This window comes from Aeromonas sp. R5-1, from assembly GCF_040908265.1.
Lineage (GTDB): Bacteria > Pseudomonadota > Gammaproteobacteria > Enterobacterales > Aeromonadaceae > Aeromonas > Aeromonas caviae.
Map to the genome: position 1 here is coordinate 11,938 of NZ_JBFODJ010000026.1, position 22,849 is coordinate 34,786.

A 22,849-nucleotide genomic window follows, 5' to 3' on the forward strand; every position below is an offset into this window, starting at 1 on the left:
TCACATGCAATTATCATTTTGCCAAGATAAAAAAGGGCGGCGCAATGCCGCCCTTTTCTTGCATCAAGGATTACTCACCCTTGGCGGCTTTGAACGCTTCCATCATGGCATTGCTGAACACAACTTCTTCTTGTTGGTTCAGGCTGTCGATGGCAACACGCTCATCAGCCTCGTCCTTGGCACGGACAGACAGGCTCACGGTGCGGTTCTTGCGATCAACGCCCATGAATTTGGCTTCAACTTCGTCACCAACAGACAGCACCAGAGTGGCGTCTTCTACGCGGTCACGAGCAGCGTCGGAGGCACGCAGGTAGCCTTCTACGCCGTCAGCCAGTTCGATCACGGCACCCTTGGCATCAACCTCGGTAACCTTGCCCTTCACAATAGCACCTTTCTTGTTGTCAGACAGATACTTATTGAACGGGTCTTCTTCGATCTGCTTGACGCCCAGGGAGATGCGCTCACGCTCCGGGTCCACTTGCAGAACAACGGCTTCGATTTCGTCGCCCTTCTTGAATTCACGCACGGCTTCTTCGCCCTGGTTGTTCCAGGAGATGTCAGACAGGTGAACCAGGCCGTCGATGCCGCCATCCAGACCGATGAAGATACCGAAGTCAGTGATGGACTTGATCTTGCCGGAAACACGGTCGCCCTTGGCGTGAGTTTCGGCAAACAGCTGCCACGGGTTGGATTTGCACTGCTTCAGACCCAGGGAGATACGACGACGCTCTTCGTCGATGTCCAGAACCATCACGTCAACCACGTCGCCAACGTTGACAACCTTGGACGGGTGGATGTTCTTGTTGGTCCAATCCATCTCGGATACGTGTACCAGGCCTTCCACGCCTTCTTCGATTTCAACGAAGCAGCCGTAGTCGGTCAGGTTGGTCACGCGGCCAGACAGACGGGTGGTCTCCGGGTAACGCTTGGCGATAGCAACCCAGGGATCTTCGCCCAGCTGCTTCAGGCCCAGGGATACACGGGTACGCTCGCGGTCGAACTTCAGAACCTTGACAGCGATCTCGTCGCCAACGTTGACGATTTCGGAAGGATGCTTAACGCGCTTCCACGCCATGTCGGTGATGTGCAGCAGGCCGTCAACACCGCCCAGATCTACGAATGCACCGTAGTCGGTCAGGTTCTTGACGATACCCTTAACTTCTTGACCTTCTTGCAGGTTGGCCAGCAGGCTTTCACGCTCGGAGGTGTTCTCGGTCTCGATCACGGCACGACGGGAAACAACAACGTTGTTGCGCTTCTGGTCCAGCTTGATGACTTTGAACTCGAGTTCTTTGTTTTCCAGGTGAGCGGTGTCACGGATCGGACGCACGTCAACCAGAGAACCCGGCAGGAAGGCACGGATGCCGTTCAGCTCAACGGTGAAACCACCCTTGACCTTGCCGTTGATGATACCGATAACGGTAGCTTGCTCTTCGTAAGCTTTTTCAAGCTGCAGCCAGGCTTCGTGGCGCTTGGCTTTTTCGCGGGACAGCTTGGTTTCGCCGAAACCATCTTCGATAGAGTCCAGAGCCACGTCAACGGAGTCACCTACGTTGATTTCCAGCTCGCCCATGGCGTTCTTGAATTCTTCAGCCGGGATAGCAGACTCGGATTTCAGACCGGCATCAACCAGTACGAAACCGTTCTCGATAGCAACGACAGTGCCCTTGACGATGGAACCTTGACGGGTTTCAACGGCATTCAGGGACTCTTCAAAGAGTTGAGCAAAAGATTCGATCATTGTTTATGTCACAAATGAAACATCCACTTGCAATCCGGCACAAGCGGGGTTGTTTTAAATTATCTGCGCCATCCTTGGTGCAGACGACTGACATCAGTTTGCGCTGACATCACCAAGTTGTTGCTCTGCATAGGCAAGCACCGTTGCCAGCACTTCATCTATGGTCATGGACGTTGAGTCTACAACAAGAGCATCTTCCGCGGGTTTCAGGGGAGCGACGGCGCGATTTCTGTCGCGATCGTCACGTTCCCGAATCTCGGTTAAAAGACGCTCAAAGTTAACATCAAAGCCCTTATCTTGCAACTGCTTATAGCGGCGCTGGGCCCGCTCCTCGGCGCTGGCGTCGAGGAAAATCTTCACATCCGCCTCGGGGAAAACCACTGTGCCCATGTCGCGACCGTCGGCGATGAGACCGGGGGCTTGGCGAAATGCTCGCTGACGGCGCAGCAGGGCTTCACGTACCCGGGGAAACGCCGCAATTTTGCTGGCCGCGTTGCCCACTTCTTCAGTACGAATGGTGCGGGAAACATCCTCCCCTTCGAGGATCACCTTGACCAGCTCCCCTTCTACCTGGAATTGCACATCCAGATTGGCGGCCAGGGGAACCAATGCGGCTTCGGAATCGAGCTCCACATCGTGATGCAAGGCTGCCAGGGAGAGCACCCGGTAGATGGCACCGGAATCGAGCAGGTGCCAGCCCAGTTTTTCAGCCAGCAACTGGCACAAGGTGCCTTTTCCTGCTCCACTTGGGCCATCAATAGTCATCACGGGGGCCATCTGAGCCATAACGTTTCTCCTGCGCACTCGGCATCTTGACTGGTTGCACACATCCCTGTCGGGATGGGTTAATGGGCGCCGATTATACCCGAATGCGCCGTCGCTGGCAGTTGTCAGGGCACACAATTGCGCAAAAGTCGTCGTGATTGCACCTATTCTGACCAATCGGGTTAACCCACTTCTCACGCAAGGTTTTGTTCTTATGGTTGTTCCGAACAATGCGCGCTAAACTGGCCGCCCTTTTTTAAGCAGCTGTAGTCAGGAGCAACCATATGAGCAGCGTTACCCTCGTGGCCAAATCCAAGTTGCCGACCCCCTGGGGCACTTTCACGCTGGTTGGTTTTCAGGAAACCGGCACGGGCAAGGATCATGCCGCGCTGGTGATGGGCGATATCGCAGACGGCGAACCCGTGCTGGGACGCATTCATTCCGAGTGTCTGACCGGGGATGCCCTGTTCAGTCTGCGTTGTGACTGCGGCTTCCAATTGCAGGCCGCGCTGGAAAACATCGCCAAGGCGGGCCGCGGCGTCCTGCTGTATGTCCGTCAGGAAGGGCGAGGCATCGGCTTGCTCAACAAGATCCGGGCCTATCATCTGCAGGATCAGGGGGCCGATACCGTGGAGGCCAACGTGGCGCTTGGCTTTGCCGCCGACATGCGCGACTACACCATCTGTGCCGACATGCTCAAGGCGCTCGAGGTCAAGTCCCTGCGCCTGATGACCAACAACCCGCGCAAGTTGAAGGCGATGGAATCCTTTGGCATCCCGGTGGCGGAGCGCGTGCCCCTTCAGGAAGGTCGCAATCCCCACAACGAGTTTTATCTCTCCACCAAGGCAAACAAGCTGGATCACCTGTTCAAGAAGTAAGGTTGCATCCACCTTGTCAGCATACGCCTCCAGATTGGAGGCGTTTTTATTGGTGATACCACTCCATCATTCAGCATCTGTAGCGCAATGGTGAGAAACATCCCCTTGTGCCAGCAAAAAATCCCGCAACGCCCGGTTCGCCATGGAGAGCGGATCCCCCCGTCGCCAGGCTACGCAGAGATCCAGGAAGATGGGGGGTGAAAAAGGGATGCCGGTGAGGGCCGGCTCCTCTTCCAGCGCCATGCGCAGGAAGGTGGTCACGGCGAATCCCTGACGCACCACCGCCTTGAGCAGAGGGATGAGATTGCTTTCGAACGCGATGTCAGGCTCTACCCCCAGCCCCTGCGCCAACACCTCCATGTGTTCCCTGTGGTAGAAGCCTCGCCGGAACATGGCGAGCTCCTGGCCGAAGAACTGTGGCAACGAGACCGACTCAGCGCCGCGCAGGGGGTGCTCCTCCCCCACCACCATCAGCATCTCTTCCCGCAGCAGTTGCGCCCCCTCGAGGGCAGGTGGCAGATCGCTGGTGATGAGGATGGCGAGATCCAGACTGCCATCCACCATGCGGCTGAGCAGCTCCCGGGTGCCCGCCTCCTCCACCCGGATCTTCAAGCCGGGGTAGCGATGCTTGAACGCCATCAGGATTGGCGGGAAGTAATAGGATCCCATCATGTAGGGGATGCCGATGCGCACCTCCCCCCGCTCCAGCCCCTTGAGCTCGGCCATCTCGGCCTCGGCCTGGTGCATCTGGCGCAGCAGCCGTTCGGCGTGGCGGCAGAGGACCTCTCCCTCCGGGGTGAGGCGCACGCTGCGGTCCTGCCGGTCAAACAGCCGCAGATCGAGCTGCTGCTCCAGCTTGGCGATGGCCATGCTGACGGCAGGCTGGGCCACGTTCAGCCCCTGGGCCGCCCTGGTGAAGGAGCCGGCATCGCGCACCGCCAGCAGGTATCCGAGCTGTTTCAGATCCATATCAATTTCATTTATCAGGGTGATAACTTAAATATATTATATTTATACGTTTCGTCGCACTACCCTGCACAAAAGTCGTCGGGACAACTCCATATGATCGAAGTAGGCAGTCGCGAATGGATACGCGCCACCCTGGCCCTCAGCCTGGGCTCCTTCCTGGTATTCCTCAATCTCTACCAGACCCATCCCCTGCTGCCGCTCCTGGCAGAGGTTTTCTCGGTCAGCGCCCTGTCCGCCAGCTGGACGCTGGCAGGCTGTACCGCAGGGCTTGCAGGCTCCCTGCTCGTCTGTGCCCGTCTGGCTGATCGGTTCGGACGGCGGCGGATCATGCTGTGGACCCTGGCGGCCGCCATCCTGCTCTCCCTGTGCATCCCCTGGGTCACCCACTTTGATGTGCTGGTGAGCCTGCGCATCCTGCAAGGCGTCCTGCTGGCAGGGCTGCCCGCCACCGCCATTGCCTACATGGGGGAAGAGTTCAGCAAACGTGCCCTCATCGTAGCCGTCGGCGTCTATATCGCGGCCAACTCCCTGGGGGGCATCGCGGGCCGGGTGGTCGGCGGTCTGCTGGCTGGCTGGTTTGGTGACTGGCAGCACACTTTCCTCGGTATCGGGATCATCAGCCTCGCCCTGCTGCCACTGGTCATCTGGCTGCTGCCCGCCCAGCGCTGCTTCGTGGCCGTGGAGGCAGCGCCTGGGCAACTGCGCCGTGCCATCCAGAGCCACCTTGGCAACCCCTTGCTGGTGGGGGCCTATCTCATCGGCGGCCTCAACTTCATGGTCTTCCTGAATCAGTACAGCTATCTCACCTTCCTGCTGGCCAAGGCCCCCTTCTCCCTGCCGACCCAGTGGCTCGGCATGCTGTTTCTGACCTACCTCACCGGCACCGTCGCCTCTTCACTGAGCGGCCGCGGGGCCCATCGCTGGGGAGCACAACGCCTGCTGCTGGCGGGAATAACCTTGATGGCACTTGGCAGCCTGGCCCTGCTGCAGGGGAGCCTTGTCGCCATCATCGGGGGATTGCTTGTCTCGAGCTTTGGCTTCTTCCTGGCCCACGCCTGTGCCAGCGCCTGGGTCGGCCAGCACGTGGAGCACAACCGGGCGCTCGCCTCGTCGCTCTATCTGGTGGGGTATTACCTGGGAGCCAGTCTGGGTGGGCTTTATCTGCACCCCTTCTGGGAGCAAGGGGGGCTCTGGGGTCTGGTACTCGGCATCGAGCTGGTGTTGATGATCACCGCGGGGTTGAGCCTCTGGCTCGGTCACTTGAAAGGACGTGTGGCGCCCGCTTGTACGTTGACGCCACAGGGTCAGGCTCCCGTCAACGGGCCCTCCCCTCACAGACCGTCATAATAGTCCGCCGGTACCGGCACCACGGCGCCGGTACAGAGCTCTTCATCTATCACCTCCTCAAGCGGGCGCAGATGAAGCTTGATCTGCCCAGAGGGCAGCATCAATCCTATATCCGGATTGCGTCCGTCATCGATGTTGCCGGTCTTGAAGGGGACATCGGGATGCGTCGCCACCAAGGCCGTGAGCGAGGGCACCACCAGCTCGATATGTTCGAGCCCGGCCTGATGGCTTCGACCCGCCTTGGGGGCGGCCAGTTCGATGCAGGGGACGGTCACCTGCTCCCAGCAGACGGGCTGGTGCAAGCGATAGGTGGCGATGGGACGACCGCCTATCATCCCCTCCACCAGCAAGACTCCGTGGGCGGCCAGCACCGCTTTCAACTCCAGATATTCCGGCAGGGTGGCGGCGCGGTAGCAGAGGTGATCCACCACGGGGGAGTCCTTGACTCCCATGACGGCATGCATTTCCGTGAGCAGTTGGCAAACAAATGGGGCCATGGGCCCCAGTGTGGAATCCAGGGGATGTGACATGATCACCATTTCTTCTTGGGTTGGAACAGGACGTCCAGTTCGTCCGTCTCTTTGTCCTTGATGTTTTGCAGCTCCTTCTCGCTGTGCTGCTGCAGGTGTTCTTCCAGCTGGCGCATCCCCTGACGCATGTCCTCTTCCCGCGCCAGCAGGTAGGGATCCTTGTCGGTGACATTGGCCAGCGCCCCCAGTCCCTTGGTGTAGAGCTGGCGGCAGGTGCCGTACTGCCCCTGGATCTGGGCATCCATGGCCCGCTTGAGCAGGTTGGCGATGTTGATCTTGAGCTGCATCAGCTCGAGGCGGCGATCCTCCTGGGCAAAGCCCTGGGGATCTATCTTGCCCTTGTTGTGCTCGACCCGCAGCACGGCCCGCATCTTCTTGGCCAGTTGCAGCATCTGGATGGCCTGGCGGTCGGACTCCGGCGTCTTGAAATGCCCCTCGTCCTGGCTGCTGTAGTTCTCCTGCACGTTTTTGATCTGGAGTTGGACGTCGGCGATGCGCTGCTTGACCTGCGCATTGGGCATCACCAGCGCGATGGCGCGGTAGGCATCCAGGATCCGGTGTTGCAACAGCAGCACCATGTTTTTGGAAAAGGGCACCAGGTTGACGTTCAGCAACACCTCTTCGGTCTCGTCTGCCACCGCCTTGTGACGGGCAATGGCCTGGCGCTTGTCCGATTCGGCCTTCTGCTTGTATTGCTGCACCACGTTATAGGCGATGACCAAAAACAGGAGTGCGCCGATTGACAGCAATATCAGGGTTAAAATCATAGGGTGTTCACACTCCAGTCCCAATCCAATTGCGAGATCCTACAACAGCTTAGCCTCATAGGGTAGCGCCCAGATCCCGTATTGCCTCACAAGAACGCTCACAGGTGGTGACCGCATCCGGTGCGTCATGCTCCATATCGCCCGCCTCCCCCATTACTTGAGGCAAAAACCCTTCGACTGCAGGAATCCCAGCATGAAGGGCCTCGCCTCCTTGCCCAGGATCCCCCTGATCTGCCCGCTCCAGGTCTGATCCTTGTTGTTGCTGCTGCGGGCCTGGTAGTAGTCGTGGATCTGCCCGTCGTACCGGGCCAACAGAGCGCGATCCAGGGTGGCAGGATAGCGGTTCTCGTGCACCACCAGCGCCCGGGGCAGCCGCGGTTTTTGCTCCGGCCGCTGGGCGGGATGACCCAGGCAGAGGCCAAACAGCGGGATCACCTGATGGGGCAGACCCAGCACCTCGCTCACCTCGGCCGGATTGTTGCGAATGCCGCCGATATAGACCCCACCCAGCCCAAGTGATTGGGCCGCCAGCAAGGCATTTTGCGCCATCAGGGCGCCGTCGATGGCCCCGATCATGAGTTGCTCCACGAAGCCGGTGCGGGCCTCCGGCACTATCTGGCTGTGACGATGGTAGTCGGCGCAAAACACCAGAAACTCCGCCGCTTCGACCACATAGGCCTGATGGCCGGCCAGCTCCGCCAGGGTGGCCCGCAGCCCCTTGTCGGTGACCCGGATGATGCTGTTGGCCTGGAGGAAGCTGGAGCTCGCGGCGCTCTGAGCGGCGCTCAGGATCTGATCCAGCTGCTCTGCGCTGACGGGCTCTGGGGTGAACTGGCGAATGGAGCGATGGGAAAGAATGAGATCGATGGTCGGGTTCATGGTACCTCCGGAATGAAGGTCACACTCTACCCAAAAAAAGCGGGGGGCCCAAGGCCCCCCGTCACCCTCAAGGGGCAGGATAGACATAGGGGGCCTGCAACCCAAGCGGGAACCCCAGCGCCCAGTAGAGCAGCAGGAAGCCCGTCCAGCTCACCAGGAAGGCCAGGGAGTAAGGCAGCATCATGGAGACCAGGGTGCCGATGCCTGTGCTCTTCACATACTGCTGGCAATAGACCACCACCAGGGGGAAGAAGACCATCAGCGGGGTGATGATGTTGGAGGCGGAATCCCCCACCCGATACGCGGCCTGAGTCAGCTCGGGCGAGATCCCCACCGCCATCAGCATGGGCACCAGGATGGGGCTGATGAGGGCCCACTTGGCGGAGGCCGAGCCCACCACCAGGTTGACAGTGGCCGTCAGCAGTATGATGCCGACGATGGTCACCTCTCCCGGCAACGCCAGGGCGTGAAGCACCTCGGCACCGGAGAGCGCCAGCAGGGTACCGAGGTTGGAATCCCCGAACGCCTTGATGAAGAGGGCGCAGAAGAAGGCCATCACCATGTAGGAGCCCATCTTGTTCATGGTGGCCGACATGGCGTCGATCACATCCTTGCCGCTCTTGAAGCTGCCGGCGACAAAGCCATAGACGATCCCGGGCAGGATGAAGAGCAGGAAGATGAGGGGCACGATGGACTTCATCACCGGCGCGGCGAAGGTGGTGAGGGAACCGTCCGGTGCCCTCATCGGCGAGTCGCCGGGGGCCAGCGCCAGCCCCAGCAGCACCACGGCCGCCAGCATGGCGAACCCGGCCCAGTTGAAGGCCCGGCTCTCCTGGGCGCTGTAACGACCCATCTCGTCGGCGCTCTCCAGATCCTCGTTGAGAGGCACTTGCTTGAGGCGCGGCTCGACAATCTTCTCGGTGACAAACCAGCCCACGCAGATGATCAGCAAGGAAGAGGCGCCGGTGAACATGATGTTGCACAGGGTGTTGACCATGTAGTCAGGGTCGAACAACTGGGCTGCAGACTGGGTGAAACCCTGAAGCAGCGCATCCCCGCCGGAGGGCAGGAAGTTGGCGGCAAACCCGCCGGAAACCCCGGCAAAGGCTGCGGCAATCCCCGCCAGCGGGTGGCGACCCGCTGCATGGAAGATGATGCCGCCAATGGGGATCACCAGCACATAGCCCGCATCGGCGGCGGTATGGCTGACGATGGCCACTAGGATCAGCATGGGGGTCAGAAAGCGCGCCGGCGTCACCTTGAGCAGCTTCTTGAGCCCGGTGTTGATGAAACCGGACTGTTCAGCCACCCCGACCCCCAGCATGGCCACCAGCACGATGCCAAGGGGAGCAAACCCGGTGAACGTGGTGACCATGCTGGCGAGAAAGTCCGCCAGCCCTGCCCCGGTCAAGAGGTTGTTGATGACCACGGCCTCTCCGGTGCGGGGATTGACCAGATCGAAGGAGAACTGGGAGCCTATCCAGGAGCCGACCCAGACGATCAGCAAGGCATAGAGGAAGAGCATGGCGGGATCCGGCAGCTTGTTGCCCGCCTTCTCCACCCCGTTCAGAAAGCGGTTCAACCAGCCGTTGGGAGGGGCCGGACGCTCGTTCACTGCAGCTTGACTCATTATGGTGATACTCCATTACCAAGGAATGAGCGCGCATACTAGCGATAACGTCTAATGGATCCCATGATATGAGACAAAAATTCGATTAATTATGTTTAATTTGGCATCTCACACTTCATAAATGGGAGATGCCGCACATTTATCGACAACTTGCTCAATGGTTTGCGAGGGGATAGCGGCCCAGCCGGCACTGTACTGCGAACCCCGCTGCCGCCACCTCTTCCGGGGTCATGGGACGGCTGAACAGAAATCCCTGGAAGACGTGGCAACCCTGGGTCTGCAGGGCCGCGAGCTCGTGCTCCTCCTCCACCCCTTCCGCCAGGATCCCGAGCCCCAGACTGGTGGCCATGGCCACCGTCGCCCGGATCACCGGCAGGTTGAGCCCCACCACGAAGGAGCGGTCCAGCTTGATGGTGTCGATGGGCAACCGGTTGAGGTAGGCCAGGGAGGAGTAGCCCGTCCCGAAGTCGTCGATGGCGATCTTGATCCCCTGCTCGCTCAGGGCGTCGAGGATCTCGATGCACCCCTTCATGTCGAGCATCAGCACCGTCTCGGTCAGCTCCAGGGTCAGCAGCGCCGCCTCCACCGAGAATACCTCGAGCAGTTGGGCCACCAGCTCCGGCAAACTGGCAGAGAGCTGGAAGCCCGAGAGATTGACCGACACCGGCACCCTCACCCCGTCCTGTCGCTGCCACTCCCCCATCTGGGCCAATGCGGTGGAAAGCACCCAGCTTCCGATTTCCCGGATGAGCCCCATCTCTTCGGCCAGCGGAATGAACTCCGCCGGCGACACATGGCCAAGCACGGGATTGTACCAGCGTACCAGGGCCTCGAAACCGATGACCCGACCTTGCGCCACATCCACCTGGGGCTGATAGCGCAGGCTGAGCTCCCCCCGCCCGACGGCCTTGGCCAGGAACTGCTTCAGGGTCAGCTTGCGGTGCAGGCTTTGCTGCATGCTGGGGGTGAAGCGCTGCCAGCGAAGCCGCCCCATCTGCTTGGCCTGGTACATGGCCATGTCGGCACGGGTGATGAGGTTGTCGCCGTCATCCGCGTCGTCCGGGTAGATGGCGATGCCGATGCTGCCGCCGATGGTGACCTCGGGGACACCGCTCAGCTGCAGTGGCTTGCTCATCTGGGAGAGCATGAGATCCGCCACCTCCTGGGCCCGATCGCTCGCCTGGTTGAGGGGCACCAGGGCGGTGAACTCGTCCCCGCCAAGGCGCGCCAGCTCCACGTCCCGCGGGCAGATCTGCTTGAGCCGTCCGGCGACCCGCTCCAGCAGGCGATCCCCTGCCTTGTGGCCGTAGTTGTCATTGACCAGCTTGAAGTTGTCCAGATCCATGAACACCAGGGCAAAGCGCCCCCCGAGGCCGCAATAGGCTTCCAGGGATTTCATCAGGCCGTAGCGGTTGAGCAGCCCGGTGAGGGAGTCGTGCCAGGCCAGGTGGCGATGCTCCAGCTCTTCGAGCTTGCGATCCGTGATGTCCCGCATGGTCAGCAGGATCCGTGCCCCCTGCTGGATATGGCGAAACTGGTACTGGAACCAGCGCATCCCCTTCTGGGTGCGGCACTCCCCTTCGGCCACTACTTCGTCCAGACGGGAGAGGCGACGATAGAAGGCCTCGTCCGCACCGGAGAAGATCTGGGGCAGCGTCAGAATGCCGGTGCCAAAGCACATGTCGAAGTGATGGTTGCCGCTCTCGAGGCGCCCCTCGTTGTCAAAGAGACAGGCCAGGGTGTCGCCGGTGGCGAGGGAGGACTCCTGATAGAGGGTGTCGGCATCGATGACCGCTTCCGCCATCATCATCTGCCTTCCGGCAAGCTGGATCCCGGAAAGACGCAGATAGACCTGCTTCTTGACCCCCTTGGGCGAGAGGGTCCACCACTCGTTGTAACTGCGCTCCTGCTGGAAATCGCCGAGATAGCGCTGCAGCAGCAGATCGATGGCGGCGGCCATGTCGGCGGAGAAATCCCGGGACTTCAGCTCGGCCAGGGAGCTCGCCTCCCAGAGCCCGAGGGCAGCATCGTTGGCCCAGTAAATATGATGACGCTGGATGTCATAGACCCAGACCGGCGTGTGGAGGACATCCATCACGGTGAGCAGGCGTTCGTCTAGCGTATTCATGTTGAGTGATGATTCATGCTGAAAGCTCATGGTCGAACCAGCCGCTTGCGCCCCCTGACAGGAGTATTCACGCTGGTACAAAATCCGTTCCGGCCCATAATCGGATAACAAACGGATGAAAAAAGGCCGAAATCATATGAAAACGCTACATGTGATCCCCATGGTACGAAGAAATGGACTCACACTGGTATTGTTGGGCATGGTGATAACCATTGCTATGATTTTTATACTTTTTTTTCTTCGTGAACAACTACTAATCCCCGCCATTTCCCTCCTCCTGGCGGGTCTGATGACAATTCTTGTCGGGGTTTGGAAACTGGGTGAGCCTCATTTTAGTCTCTCTTTGTGTCAGGACTGCCTGCAATACCATCACAAGTACGGCGGCTGGATCCTGAAATGGAGAAATATTCAGCGAATTGACCAACCACGTATCCATTTGGGGTGGGATCTGGTGGAGCTGCCCTACATCGGCTTGAAAATAAAGGATTACGACGCTTTTTTGACGCTGATCACACCCCGGCTCGCCGTCCGTCTGCTGACCGAGCAGCGCGCCGTGCTGATGCAGGCCATGCGAAGCGAGCGCTCCGACTGCCCGACCGGAGGGTGCGGCAGTGGGCTCCTGGGAGAGGGACTGCTGGAGGAGAGCCGCTTCTGCTCACCCTCCGGCCAGCGCTATGAGGGGGTGATCGCCATGCTCGGCAACCGCATGGCACGGCTGCGTGATCTGTTGGGGTACGATCTGCTGGTGCCGGACAACAGCCTCGACAGATCCCCGGAAGATTTCGTCCATCTGCTCCAGCAATACCAGCGCGAGTCGAATCTAATCCAGATCAATTAAACGCCGGATTGCGCTTGCCAAGCCCGGTGACTCTTCATAAGGTCACTGGCTTGTTACAGCCAGAACACCCCCTAAAACCGCTTATGAAGTACATCGAAGAGTTCTATCTGTTCGTCAAGGTGGTGCAAGAGGGCGGTTTCTCCCACGCCGCCGCTGCGCTGGGCATGCCGACCGGCACCATCAGTCGACGTATCTCCCAACTGGAAGAGCAGCTCGGATGCAGCCTGCTGCACAGATCCACCCGCAAGCTGCGTCTCACCGACGAAGGGCTGCGCTATTACGAGCGCCTCTGTACCCCCCTTGCGGAAATAGAGCAGGCCACCGGCGAAATTCGGGGTGAGGAGACGGACATCAGCGGCCTCATCCGCCTCGCGGCCCCCATCGCCCTCTCCAACACCATCCTGGTCGACATGCTGGTGGACTTCGGCCTGCGCTATCCCGGGGTACAGTTCGACATCCGCCAGTCCAACGATCATGCCCTCCAGGCGGATCAGGACAGGGACCTGGTCTTTTTCAACGGCGAGCTTCCCCAGACCCTGCCCAACGCCCTCTGTCTGGGTCACATCCAGTACGGTCTGTTCGCCTCCCCCCTCTATCTGGAGAAGATGGGTGTGCCCTCCCACCCGACCCAGCTGGAAGAACACGATCTCATCTACTGCTGGCCTCACCAGCACTGGCAACTGAACGGGCGGGACGAACAGACGGTCTGCATCAAGCGCACACCCCGCCTTTGCATCGACCAGACCCAGGCCGCCGTGCGGGCAGCCCAGCGCCACCTCGGCATCGTCAACGCCCCGCAGCACTATGTGCACCCCTTCCTGCAAGATGGTCAGCTCGTCCCCGTCCTGCCTGACTGGCAGTCGGGAAAACGTCCCTTCTACATGCTCCATTGCCAGCCCCGGTTCACCCCGTTGCGTGTTAAGATGTTCGCCGATTTCGTCGAGAAGCACTCCGAGCGCTATCGCACCCGTCAGCAGAACGATCAATTTTCACCGGCGCAACCGCTGCCCGTTGCATCTGACGGCTGATGACCCACACTTAGCGCAATCCTCGTTGCACAGGTCGGCTAACACTATGAATGTATTGATATGTGATGACTCCGGGTTCGCGCGCAAACAGCTGGTGCGCGCCCTGCCCGCCGATTGGGATGTCACCTTGCACCAGGCCGCGGACGGACTGGAAGGGGTCGAGCAGATCCTGATGGGGCACGGGGACCTGATCTTTCTCGATCTCACCATGCCGGAGATGGACGGATATGGGGTTCTCGAGACCCTCAAGCGAGAGGGGGTGCGCAGCAAGGTGATCGTGGTCTCCGGCGACATCCAGCCGGAAGCCCATGAGCGTGTCATGGCCCTTGGCGCCCTCGATTTCATCAAGAAGCCGGCCTCCCCGGACACCCTCCTTGCCCTGCTCAAGCGCCACGGTCTGTGGCAATCGACCACCCAGGTGACGGCCATCCAGCCCCAGCCCGTCGCCAGCCACCAGGCTGCCCAGAGCAGCATCCAGTTCACCCCCGAGCTGCGGGATGTCTATCAGGAGCTGGCCAACGTCGCCATGGGCCAGGGGGCGGATCTGCTGGCTCGCCTGCTCGGCGCCTTCGTGCTGCTCCCCATCCCCAACGTCAACGTGCTGGAGGTCTCCGAGCTGCACATGGCGCTCTCGGCCGCCGCCGAGTCGGAGACGCTCTCCGCGGTCTGTCAGGGCTTCATCGGGGCCGGGATCGCCGGGGAGGCCCTGCTGCTGTTCCACGATGCCAGCTTCCAGGACCTGGCCCGCCTGATGAACCATCAGGGGGAGCTGGATCACGGCGCCGAGCTGGAACTGCTGATGGACACCGCCAACGTGCTGATCGGCGCCTTCCTGCGCGGCTACGCCAACCAGCTCGACACCCCTTTTAGCCAGGGTCACCCCGTGGTGCTGGGCCAGCACAGGCCCATTCAGGATCTCATTCGGACCAACCAGAGCCGCTGGCGCCGCACTCTGGCCATCGAGATCAACTATCGGGTGCAGGGCTATGCGGTGCAGTGCGATCTCTTGCTGCTGTTTACCGAAGATTCCATCGCCACCATGAACAACAAGATCATGCACATGCTCTGACCGCCCCGCGGCAGCAACCACCAGGAGTGACCATGGACATTCGGGAATTTCATTGGCTGATGAACATCGTCCAGAATCTGGACGTGGGGCTGGTCGTGCTCGACAGGGAGTACCGGATCCAGGTGTGGAACGGCTTCATGGAGAGTCACAGCGGCCGGCTGGCAGGCGAAGTGCGCGATCAAGGGCTGTTCTCGCTCTTCCCCGATGTGGACAAGGTCTGGTTCGAGCGCAAGGCCAACATGGTGTTCAAGCTCAACAACCGTGCCTTCAGCACCTGGGAACAGCGCCCCTACCTGTTGCGCTTCTCCAACTACCGCCCCATCACGGGATCGGCCCCCTACATGTACCAGAACCTGACCCTGGTGCCGCTGGCCGACTTCGCCGGAGAGGTCACCCACCTGGCCATCATGATCTATGACGCCACCGACGAGGCCATGCTGATCACCGGCCAGCGCCAGGGATGACCGACCCTGCCATGACAACAAGGGCGCCCGATGGCGCCCTTGTTGTTGCGATGGGGAATGGCGTCAGCCACTCAGGTACTCGGTGAAGGCGTCGATCACCTCGTCGATGTCATCGTCGGTGATCTGCAGGTGGGTCACCAGCCTGAGCTCCCCGTAGCCGGAGAAGAGAATACCGCGCTCCTTCATGAAACCCAGCAAGGTGGCGGGATCCCCCTGGGTCAGGCGCAGGAATACCATGTTGGTCTGCACCTCCCCCATGTTGAGTGTGATGCCTGGCAAGGCGGCCAGCCCCTCTGCCAGACGCCTGGCGCGGCGATGATCATCCGCCAGCCGGGCAACGTGCTGATCCAGCGCGAACAGGGCGGCCTGGGCCAGGATCCCTCCCTGGCGCATGCCGCCCCCCAGCATCTTGCGCAGCCGTCTGGCGTGGGCGATGAACGCAGCCGATCCCACCAGCAGGGAACCCACCGGTGCCCCCAGTCCCTTGGAGAGGCAGACAGAGATGCTGTCAAAATGCGCCGCGATGGCGGCCACCGGCTCCCCGCTTGCCACCACCGCATTGAAGAGGCGAGCCCCGTCCAGGTGCAGCTTCAGCCCCTTCTCGTCGACGAATTCGCGCATGGCGCGCAGGTAGGTCAATGGCAGCACCTTGCCGTTATGGGTATTTTCCAGGCAGACGAGGCGCGTCTGGACGAAATGGGGATCATCGGGAGCGATGGCCCCCCGCACATCCTCGATGGCCAGGGTGCCGTCCGCCTGCATGGGGACGGATTGCAGGGCCACCGAGCCCAGCACGGCAGAGCCCTGGGCCTCGTAGCGATAGATGTGGGAGGCCGCCCCCAGCACGGCCCCTTCCCCACGCTGACAGTGACTCATCATGGCCAGCAGGTTGGACATGGTGCCGGAGGGCACGAACAGGGCCGCCTCCTTGCCAAGCAGTTCGGCGCCGCGGCGCTCCAGCGCATTGATGCTGGGATCTTCCCCATAGACATCGTCTCCCACCTCGGCATGCAGCATGCTCTGGCGCATGGCTTCCGTGGGTTGGGTCACGGTATCACTTCGTAAATCGATATAGCGCATGTCATCCTCCTGATGCAGGACGATGACATTAACCAGCCGACACCCGGCTGGCAAGAAACGGCAAGCGGGAATGTGAGCCCGGCGGCTCACCAGGGCAGCGACTGACCCTGCAGATCCACGAAACGGCCCGAGTGCGCCGGCGTCAGTGTGGCCATCAGATCCAGCAGGCGGACGGCGACCTCGGCGGGGTCCTGCAGCAAAGCGGGATCCGTCTCCTGAAGAAAAGGTTGCTGCATGGGGGTATTCATGAGGCCGGGATGCACGGTGATGACACCGGCGCCGGGAAAACGTCCGGCCCACTCACCCGCCAGGATCCGGGATCCCATGTTGAGGGCGGCCTTGCTCATGCGGTAGCTGTAGTGGCACATGGCCTCCTGGCCCCCCTCCTCCAGGCATCCCGCCCGATCCGAGAGGGTGCAGAGCCAGAGCGTGCTCTGGGGCATCATGCGCCGGCTGAGGTTGGCACCAAGGGCCAGGTGGGGCCAGGCATTGGCCAGCAGACTCTCTTCGAGCCATTGGGGGGTCACCTCCTCCACCCGCCGCTCCGGCATGTGGGCAAGATCATGGAGCAGGCCTATGGTGTTGATCACCACCGTCGGCAGGGTGGTGCTGTCATAGAGGGTAAAGAGGGCCTCAAAGGAGAGCGGGTCCACCTCCTGCAGCGGAAAATAGCAGGCGGGATCCAGCCCCCTGGGCAGTTGCCTGCCCGCCAGCAACCACTCTTCGCCCCGTCTGGCCAGCGCCCGTGCCAGCGCACTGCCCAACCCGCCACTGCCCAGGATCAGATAGCTCATCTGCGTGTCCTTGGATTTGATCACTGCTTAGAGGGTATCAGAAGAATGGCGGACTGCCGGGGGCACCCGTCAGGCTCAGGCCTCGGCCAGATGGCGCCCAAACTCCCGCGCCCGGGCCAGGTCCAGAAAACCGTCCACCTGCTTGTGGCTGCGCAGGAACTGGTAATAGGCGAGCAGGGTCACCAGTTGCTCCTCGTCCGGCATGGGTTTTCCCGGACGGGTCTCCTGCACCAGCGCCCCCGCCGCCGCCAGCGCGTCCCTGTCCACCACCTCGGCCTGACGATAGAGATACCCGCAACCGGTGGCGAGCCACTCCAGCGAGCAGTTGGCCCCCATGGCAATCTGGTTCGCCTTGCCAAGGCCGGGCTCGGCCCCTTTCAGATACTTGCGGATCAGGGCTTCACTCAACCCCACCTTGCGGGCAAAAGCGCTCACGCTCCCCTCCCCGATCAGGCTTTGCAGCCTGGCGGCAAATCCTTCCATCACCCCTTCTCCTCTCACTGACACCGGGATCTTGACCCGTCGGAGTCAGAACCATAGTTCGAATTCGCGAAGGGGGCATTATTGCCTTGTCCGCCGGAAGAGACCAAGATGCTGGCACATGATTTTGCCCCTTTCTTTTCGCATTGTTATCTCCAGAGGAGTCACCATGTCCGTATCCCGTCTGGCCCTGCACGAGCAAGGCCCCACCTTCTCCCGCCTCATCATGGGCTACTGGCGCCTGATGGAGTGGCAGCTCTCCCCCGCCGCCCTGCTGGACCTGATGAAATATCACCTTGATCTCGGGGTCACCACCATCGATCACGCCGACATCTACGGTGGCTACCAGTGCGAGGAGGCCTTCGGCCATGCCCTGCGCCTGGAGCCCTCCCTGCGCGATCGCATGGAGATCGTCAGCAAGTGCGGCATCGCCCTCACCGCCAATCCGGCCCACGCCCTGAATCACTACAACACCGGCAAGGGACACATCGTTGCCAGTGCCGAAGCCTCCTTGCAAAAGCTAGGCACCGATCATCTGGATCTGTTGCTGATCCATCGCCCCGACCCCCTGATGGACGCCGACGAGGTGGCCGACGCCTTCGTCACCCTCAAGCAGGCAGGCAAGATCAAGCACGCCGGGGTCTCCAACTTCACGCCCCACCAGTTCGCCCTGCTGCAATCCCGCCTGCCCTTCCCCCTGGTCACCAACCAGCTGGAGATCTCCCCGCTCCATCAGGAGGGGACGCTGGATGGTGCCCTGGATCAATGCCAGCAACTGCGCATCAAGCCCATGGCCTGGTCCTGCCTTGGCGGCGGGCGGCTGTTCCATGCCCCCGAATATGCCCCGCTGCGGACGGAACTCGAGCTGATCCGCCAGGAGGTGGGCGCCAACTGTCTGGAGCAGGTGGTCTACGCCTGGGTGATGATGCTGCCGAGTCAGCCGCTGCCCCTCATCGGCTCCGGCAAACGGGAGCGGATCGCCGCCGCCGTGGCAGCCGAGTCCATTGAGCTCACTCGCCAGCAGTGGTTCCGCATCCGCAAGGCCGCTCTGGGTTACGACGTTCCCTGAGTCTGCATCAGACCCTGAAAACAAAAACGGCATGGAGGATTCCATGCCGTTTTCCGTTATCGAGACGATTCAACGATGGCGCTGGGGGCGACCACGGGGTGCATCCGTCTTCGGTTTGGCCTGATTGACCGTGATGGTGCGGCCGCCGACCTCGGTGCCGTGCAACTCGGCGATGGCCTTCTCGGCCTCACCATTGACCGGCATTTCAATGAAACCAAACCCCTTGGACTGACCGGTATCGCGGTCGATGATGATATCGACCTTGTCTACCTGCCCAAATTGGCTGAACACGGTTGTCAGTTCGTCGGCCGTCATCCGGTACGACAGATTACCTACGTAAATCTTCATGCCATCCACTCTCGATTCAAGGTGCCTTATCTATGCATCCACCGACCTGGGAGTAAGGGCACAACCCCCCTGCCGGACCAGCCACGGCATCATGCCATGGCACTTCCAGCTTCGTATCCCAAGTCCTTGATCTCTTGGGCTATCGGAGCAGGAAAGATCAAATCGAATCAGAGGCAGTATCTGAGCATTGGGATGAATTGTCGAGAAAATAGTCAGGCCGGGTGCAGCTCGGCCAGCAATGTGCCGAGGGCACGACGCCCATGCCAGGCACGTTTGAACCCGAATCGATAGACCCCGGAGGCCACTTCGTGAGTCCCTTCCCGGGACAACCCGAGCAGGCTGGTGGCCGTCGCCAGGGTCACCTCATCCAGCCCGAGATCCAGGCTGAAATCGAGCCACTGGCCATCGTGTCCCACCTTTCGATCCCGCTCCATGCCCACCAGCACAGCCCTGGGCAGCGCCAAGGCCCGGTCTTCGCCGCCATTGAGCAGATAAAGATGACGTTCATCCCAGGCAAGCTCCGCCAGACGCCAGCGCTGCCAGTTGCGCGGCAACACCATCATCACCAGCACGATACCGCCAAAGACCACCCCGACCCAGGGCAGCAGGCCCATGTCGGGATATCCCAGCCAGAGGGCGGCCACCACAGTGGCGAGACTCGCCAGCAACAGGCAGATCATGACCCCGTAAAACCGCCGGGCCGGGGGCATCAGCCAGCGCACGTTCTCTTGCGCTGCCAGCTCACTGACTCTCATCTTCTCTTCTCCTTCTGTGATGCGAACGGCCTTGCCGTCGCTGCGTTGCCGCGCATTGTGCGCGAGCGACGCGCCGCGATGCAACCGCCACCGCGACACGGATGACGGCCAGCCGCCACTCTTGGTATGCTTGGGGCTGTCTGAGCCCGCACTGGGCGCCATCCCGGGAGTCCCATGTTCGCCACCGCCCTGCTCTTGTCCGCGAGCACACTCTATGCCGAGGCCATCGGCGGCTACTCCGCCGGCTGCCTGAAAAATGCCGTGGCCCTGCCCCTCGAAGGCCCTGGTTATCAGGTGATCCGCACCAAACGGCTGCGCTATTACGGTCACCCCGACCTCATCCATTACCTGCAGCATCTGGCCAACCAGACCAGACTGGCCGGCATGCCGGATCTCTATATCGCCGACCTCGCCATGATGCACGGGGGGCCCTTTACCTCAGGTCATCGCAGCCACCAGACCGGCCTGGATGCCGACATCTGGTTCAGGATGGCTGACAGACCCATCAGCAGCTGGGAGCAGGATGCCCCCAGGGAGTGGGCGCTGATCGACGAACCCAGCTACCGGATGCTGCCCGGCCGATTCAGCCCAAGGCAGCTCAATCTGCTGCGCCTTGCGGCCGATCGCCCCGAGGTGGCGCGCATCTTCGTCAACCCCGTCATCAAGGCCGAGGTGTGCAAACAGGCACCCGGTGAAGCCTGGGTCGCCAAGCTGCGCCCCTGGGTCGGCCACTTCAGCCACTTTCACGTGCGCCTGCGCTGCCCGGCAAACAGTCCGGACTGCCAGTCCCAGGCTCCCATTCCTCCTGGCAATGGCTGTGGGGAGGAGCTGGCCTCCTGGCTCAAGGACAAACCCCAGCTGCCCAAGGTGTCGATGAGCTACCGCGCCCCCCTGTTACCCAGGCGTTGTGAGGGCTGACCACAAGCTGTTATGGTGAACCTATTTCCGAGAGAAATATCAATGGAGAACAACAAGATGGCCACTTCACTCTGGCAGCGTGGTACCCGTGCCCTGCTGACCCTGACCCTGCTGCTGGGTTTGACCGGCTGCGGCATGAACACCATTCCGACCCTGGATGAGCAGGTCAAGGCGAGCTGGGGACAGGTCGAGAACCAGTACCAGCGCAGGGCCGATCTCATTCCCAACCTGGTGGCCACCGTCAAGGGGTACGCCAGCCACGAGCAGGAGACCCTCAAGGCGGTCACCGATGCCCGTGCCCGAGTCGGCAGCGTGCAGGTGAGTGACCCCTCCCAGCTCAAGGCGTTCGAGGCGGCTCAGGAGCAGCTCTCCAGCGCCCTCTCCCGGCTGATGGTAGTGGTCGAGCGCTACCCGGATCTGAAGGCCGATCAGCAGTTCCTGACCCTGCAGGCCCAGCTGGAAGGCACCGAGAATCGCATCGCGGTGGCCAGACGGGATTACATCGAGGCAGTACGCCAGTTCAATACCGAGATCCGTACCTTCCCCGGGGTCATCTGGTCCAAGCTGCTTTACTCCGATCTGGAAGCCAAACCCACCTTCAGCGCCAAACCCGGTGCCGATGAGGCGCCCAAGGTCAGCTTCCAATGAACGTGATGAGACACTGGCTGGCGCTCTGTCTGCTGCTCTGTGCCACGGCACTGCATGCCGCCCCCGATTTCCCGGCCCTGACCGGGCGGGTGGTGGACGAGGCCAATCTGATGTCCCGCAAGCAGGCCCACCAACTCGCACAGCAACTGGCCGTCTTCGAGAAGCGCAGCGGCGTCCAGCTGGTGGTGGTCTCCATCGACACGCTGGCGGGGGATACCATCGAAGAGTACGGCTACCAGCTCGGTCGCCACTGGGGCATCGGCCAAAAAGGCAAGAACAACGGCGTGCTGCTGATCATCGCCCAGGACGAGCGCAAGGTGCGCATCGAGGTGGGTTATGGCCTGGAAGGTGCCCTGCCCGACGCCATCGCCGCCAATATCATCCAGACCCGGATCCTGCCCGCCTTCAAGCGCGGTGACATGGTGGCCGGCATCCTCGCCGGCAGCCAGGGCATCATGCAGGCCCTGGCCGGGGAGTATCAGCCCGTGGACAACACCAGCAAGGCCGACAAGCAGGGAGGTCCCTGGCTCTTCATCCTGGTGGTGATTGCGATGATCGTGCTGCACAATCTGCGCGGCGGCGGCGGTGGGCCGGGAGGACGTCGCCAGGCCGCCTACATGGCCGGTGGATTCGGTGCCGGCTCCTTTGGCGGCCGCACTGGCGGTGGTGGTGGCGGTTTCAGTGGTGGCGGCGGCAGCTTTGGCGGCGGCGGTGCATCTGGCGGTTGGTAATCAGGGAAAAAGAGACAACAAGATGATTTCGAAACAGTTTTTCCACACCTTGCAGGCCAGGGTTCGACAGGCCGAGCAGGCCACGGATGCCGAACTGGTCACCGTGCTGGCCCCGGCCAGCGATGGCTATCGCTATATCCCGACCCTGTGGGCCGCCCTGCTGGCCATGCTCACCCCCCTGCTGGTCTTCCAGCTCGGCTTCTGGCTTGGCTGGTACGAGATCCTGCTGGTGCAGTGGTCGGTCTGGTTGCTGCTGAGCCTGCTGTTCCACTGGACGCCCATCAAGATGCGACTCATTCCCAACAAGGTACGCCGTCACCGGGCCGCCCTGATGGCCCGCCTGCAGTTTGTCGAGCAGGGACTTCACCGCACCCGGGACCGGCTCGGGGTGCTCATCTTCGTCTCGGTAGCGGAGCACTATGTGGAGATCCTGGTAGACGACGGGATCGCCCAGCACATCGACAACACCCAGTGGCAGCAGATCATCGACGACTTCGTGGTTCGGGTACGCAACAAGGAGGTCGAGCAGGGGTTCCTGGAGTGCGTGGAGCGCACCAGCGCCATTCTGACCGACGCCTTCCCCGCCACCCGGGATCAGAACGAGTTGCCTGACAGCCTGATCATTCTCGACAAGCCCTGAACGGGCTTAAAAAACCGGCATTCTGTTCAAGGGATAGGCACTCGATAAAGATTATGAAAAATAAGGGGAAAAGTGGTTGACCCAGGCAGCCCTTTCCCCTAAATTACGCCCCGTTCCAGCGCAACGGCGCAGAGTGCACGTGTTGGCTGAACACGTTAAATCACAGACCAGAATTTGGTGAGGTATCCGAGAGGCTGCCCACCGACGAAGTCGGCAAGATGCACGCGCAGCGTGCTCCGAAAGCCACTTCAAGCAGTAAAAATTTGGTGAGGTGTCCGAGTGGCTGAAGGAGCACGCCTGGAAAGTGTGTATACGGCAACGTATCGAGGGTTCGAATCCCTCCCTCACCGCCA

General features: G+C 61.2%; 24 protein-coding genes and 1 tRNA gene. 12 read left to right on the top strand and 13 right to left on the bottom strand.

Annotation, left to right across the window (positions count from 1 at the left end):
- Positions 1 to 70 precede the first annotated feature (70 nt).
- Positions 71 to 1,741 (bottom strand): 30S ribosomal protein S1, encoded by a 1,671-nt coding sequence (rpsA, locus tag AB5Y64_RS03495; protein WP_010675001.1) that lies wholly within the window; start codon positions 1,739 to 1,741, stop codon positions 71 to 73.
- A 93-nt stretch (positions 1,742 to 1,834) separates the two neighbouring features.
- On the bottom strand, positions 1,835 to 2,527 hold the full coding sequence (gene cmk, locus AB5Y64_RS03500; protein ID WP_041215039.1) for a (d)CMP kinase: 693 nt from the start codon (positions 2,525 to 2,527) through the stop codon (positions 1,835 to 1,837).
- A gap of 263 nt (positions 2,528 to 2,790) precedes the next feature.
- On the opposite strand from cmk, the gene ribA reads away from it, so the two are divergent.
- The gene (ribA, locus tag AB5Y64_RS03505; protein WP_010675003.1) at positions 2,791 to 3,384 is read left to right on the top strand and encodes a GTP cyclohydrolase II; all 594 of its coding nucleotides are present in this window, start codon (positions 2,791 to 2,793) and stop codon (positions 3,382 to 3,384) included.
- A gap of 66 nt (positions 3,385 to 3,450) precedes the next feature.
- On the opposite strand, the gene AB5Y64_RS03510 is transcribed toward ribA, so the two are convergent.
- The gene (locus tag AB5Y64_RS03510; protein WP_368203277.1) at positions 3,451 to 4,353 is read right to left on the bottom strand and encodes a LysR family transcriptional regulator; all 903 of its coding nucleotides are present in this window, start codon (positions 4,351 to 4,353) and stop codon (positions 3,451 to 3,453) included.
- A gap of 93 nt (positions 4,354 to 4,446) precedes the next feature.
- Between AB5Y64_RS03510 and AB5Y64_RS03515 the strand changes: the two genes are divergently transcribed.
- Entirely contained in the window at positions 4,447 to 5,700 is a 1,254-nt protein-coding gene (locus tag AB5Y64_RS03515; protein ID WP_214003197.1) for an MFS transporter, read from the top strand.
- Here the strand turns inward: AB5Y64_RS03515 and AB5Y64_RS03520 are convergent.
- From AB5Y64_RS03520 to AB5Y64_RS03540, 5 genes are all read right to left on the bottom strand, one after another.
- Positions 5,685 to 6,239 carry a VOC family protein gene (locus tag AB5Y64_RS03520; protein ID WP_368203279.1) on the bottom strand — a complete coding sequence of 185 codons (555 nt, stop codon included), beginning with the start codon at positions 6,237 to 6,239 and terminating at the stop codon, positions 5,685 to 5,687. The two genes, AB5Y64_RS03515 and AB5Y64_RS03520, sit on opposite strands and share 16 nt — an antisense overlap.
- On the bottom strand, positions 6,233 to 6,997 hold the full coding sequence (locus AB5Y64_RS03525) for a hypothetical protein (protein WP_010675007.1): 765 nt from the start codon (positions 6,995 to 6,997) through the stop codon (positions 6,233 to 6,235). The genes AB5Y64_RS03520 and AB5Y64_RS03525 overlap by 7 nt, the downstream gene beginning before the upstream one ends.
- A 153-nt stretch (positions 6,998 to 7,150) precedes the next feature.
- Positions 7,151 to 7,876 carry an oxygen-insensitive NADPH nitroreductase gene (nfsA, locus tag AB5Y64_RS03530; protein WP_010675008.1) on the bottom strand — a complete coding sequence of 242 codons (726 nt, stop codon included), beginning with the start codon at positions 7,874 to 7,876 and terminating at the stop codon, positions 7,151 to 7,153.
- A 67-nt stretch (positions 7,877 to 7,943) separates the two neighbouring features.
- On the bottom strand, positions 7,944 to 9,506 hold the full coding sequence (locus AB5Y64_RS03535) for an AbgT family transporter (protein ID WP_113070138.1): 1,563 nt from the start codon (positions 9,504 to 9,506) through the stop codon (positions 7,944 to 7,946).
- A 154-nt stretch (positions 9,507 to 9,660) separates the two neighbouring features.
- Positions 9,661 to 11,601 (bottom strand): bifunctional diguanylate cyclase/phosphodiesterase, encoded by a 1,941-nt coding sequence (locus tag AB5Y64_RS03540; protein ID WP_029314665.1) that lies wholly within the window; start codon positions 11,599 to 11,601, stop codon positions 9,661 to 9,663.
- Positions 11,602 to 11,923: 322 nt separating this feature from the next.
- Here AB5Y64_RS03540 and AB5Y64_RS03545 point away from each other — a divergent pair, with 322 nt between their 5' ends.
- The 4 genes from AB5Y64_RS03545 to AB5Y64_RS03560 all read left to right on the top strand — a co-directional run bounded on the left by AB5Y64_RS03545 (position 11,924) and on the right by AB5Y64_RS03560 (position 15,033).
- Positions 11,924 to 12,472, top strand: a complete 549-nt coding sequence (locus tag AB5Y64_RS03545) for a DUF2982 domain-containing protein (protein ID WP_223918117.1) — start codon at positions 11,924 to 11,926, stop codon at positions 12,470 to 12,472.
- Positions 12,473 to 12,555: 83 nt separating this feature from the next.
- Positions 12,556 to 13,500 (top strand): LysR family transcriptional regulator, encoded by a 945-nt coding sequence (locus AB5Y64_RS03550; protein WP_171865345.1) that lies wholly within the window; start codon positions 12,556 to 12,558, stop codon positions 13,498 to 13,500.
- A gap of 46 nt (positions 13,501 to 13,546) precedes the next feature.
- On the top strand, positions 13,547 to 14,569 hold the full coding sequence (locus AB5Y64_RS03555) for a response regulator (RefSeq protein ID WP_039038699.1): 1,023 nt from the start codon (positions 13,547 to 13,549) through the stop codon (positions 14,567 to 14,569).
- A 32-nt stretch (positions 14,570 to 14,601) separates the two neighbouring features.
- A complete protein-coding gene (locus AB5Y64_RS03560) occupies positions 14,602 to 15,033 on the top strand; it encodes a PAS domain-containing protein (protein ID WP_171865346.1) in 432 nt (143 codons plus the stop codon).
- A 63-nt stretch (positions 15,034 to 15,096) separates the two neighbouring features.
- Here AB5Y64_RS03560 and ltaE read toward each other — a convergent pair whose 3' ends face one another.
- From ltaE to AB5Y64_RS03575, 3 genes are all read right to left on the bottom strand, one after another.
- A complete protein-coding gene (ltaE, locus tag AB5Y64_RS03565) occupies positions 15,097 to 16,113 on the bottom strand; it encodes a low-specificity L-threonine aldolase (protein WP_128314237.1) in 1,017 nt (338 codons plus the stop codon).
- An 86-nt stretch (positions 16,114 to 16,199) separates the two neighbouring features.
- On the bottom strand, positions 16,200 to 16,907 hold the full coding sequence (locus AB5Y64_RS03570; RefSeq protein ID WP_368203282.1) for a short-chain dehydrogenase: 708 nt from the start codon (positions 16,905 to 16,907) through the stop codon (positions 16,200 to 16,202).
- Between the two features lie 75 nt (positions 16,908 to 16,982).
- On the bottom strand, positions 16,983 to 17,390 hold the full coding sequence (locus AB5Y64_RS03575) for an XRE family transcriptional regulator (RefSeq protein ID WP_368203283.1): 408 nt from the start codon (positions 17,388 to 17,390) through the stop codon (positions 16,983 to 16,985).
- 166 nt (positions 17,391 to 17,556) lie between these two features.
- Between AB5Y64_RS03575 and AB5Y64_RS03580 the strand changes: the two genes are divergently transcribed.
- On the top strand, positions 17,557 to 18,456 hold the full coding sequence (locus AB5Y64_RS03580; protein ID WP_368203284.1) for an aldo/keto reductase family oxidoreductase: 900 nt from the start codon (positions 17,557 to 17,559) through the stop codon (positions 18,454 to 18,456).
- A 69-nt stretch (positions 18,457 to 18,525) separates the two neighbouring features.
- On the opposite strand, the gene AB5Y64_RS03585 is transcribed toward AB5Y64_RS03580, so the two are convergent.
- Complete coding sequence (locus tag AB5Y64_RS03585; protein WP_029314670.1) at positions 18,526 to 18,804, bottom strand: RNA-binding protein; 279 nt, start codon at positions 18,802 to 18,804, stop codon at positions 18,526 to 18,528.
- A 212-nt stretch (positions 18,805 to 19,016) separates the two neighbouring features.
- The gene (locus AB5Y64_RS03590) at positions 19,017 to 19,559 is read right to left on the bottom strand and encodes a hypothetical protein (RefSeq protein ID WP_052816455.1); all 543 of its coding nucleotides are present in this window, start codon (positions 19,557 to 19,559) and stop codon (positions 19,017 to 19,019) included.
- Positions 19,560 to 19,733: 174 nt separating this feature from the next.
- Between AB5Y64_RS03590 and mepA the strand changes: the two genes are divergently transcribed.
- The 5 genes from mepA (at position 19,734) to AB5Y64_RS03615 (ending at position 22,849) form a co-directional block, all read left to right on the top strand.
- Positions 19,734 to 20,477: a penicillin-insensitive murein endopeptidase gene (gene mepA, locus AB5Y64_RS03595; RefSeq protein ID WP_270835807.1), complete on the top strand. Its 744-nt coding sequence runs from the start codon at positions 19,734 to 19,736 to the stop codon at positions 20,475 to 20,477.
- Positions 20,478 to 20,519: 42 nt separating this feature from the next.
- Positions 20,520 to 21,125, top strand: a complete 606-nt coding sequence (locus AB5Y64_RS03600) for a LemA family protein (RefSeq protein WP_010675022.1) — start codon at positions 20,520 to 20,522, stop codon at positions 21,123 to 21,125.
- Positions 21,122 to 21,856 (top strand): YgcG family protein, encoded by a 735-nt coding sequence (locus AB5Y64_RS03605; protein ID WP_257709677.1) that lies wholly within the window; start codon positions 21,122 to 21,124, stop codon positions 21,854 to 21,856. Before AB5Y64_RS03600 ends, AB5Y64_RS03605 begins: the two co-directional genes overlap by 4 nt.
- 22 nt (positions 21,857 to 21,878) lie before the next feature.
- On the top strand, positions 21,879 to 22,496 hold the full coding sequence (locus AB5Y64_RS03610; RefSeq protein WP_010675024.1) for a TPM domain-containing protein: 618 nt from the start codon (positions 21,879 to 21,881) through the stop codon (positions 22,494 to 22,496).
- Positions 22,497 to 22,761: 265 nt separating this feature from the next.
- Positions 22,762 to 22,849 (top strand) — tRNA-Ser (locus tag AB5Y64_RS03615).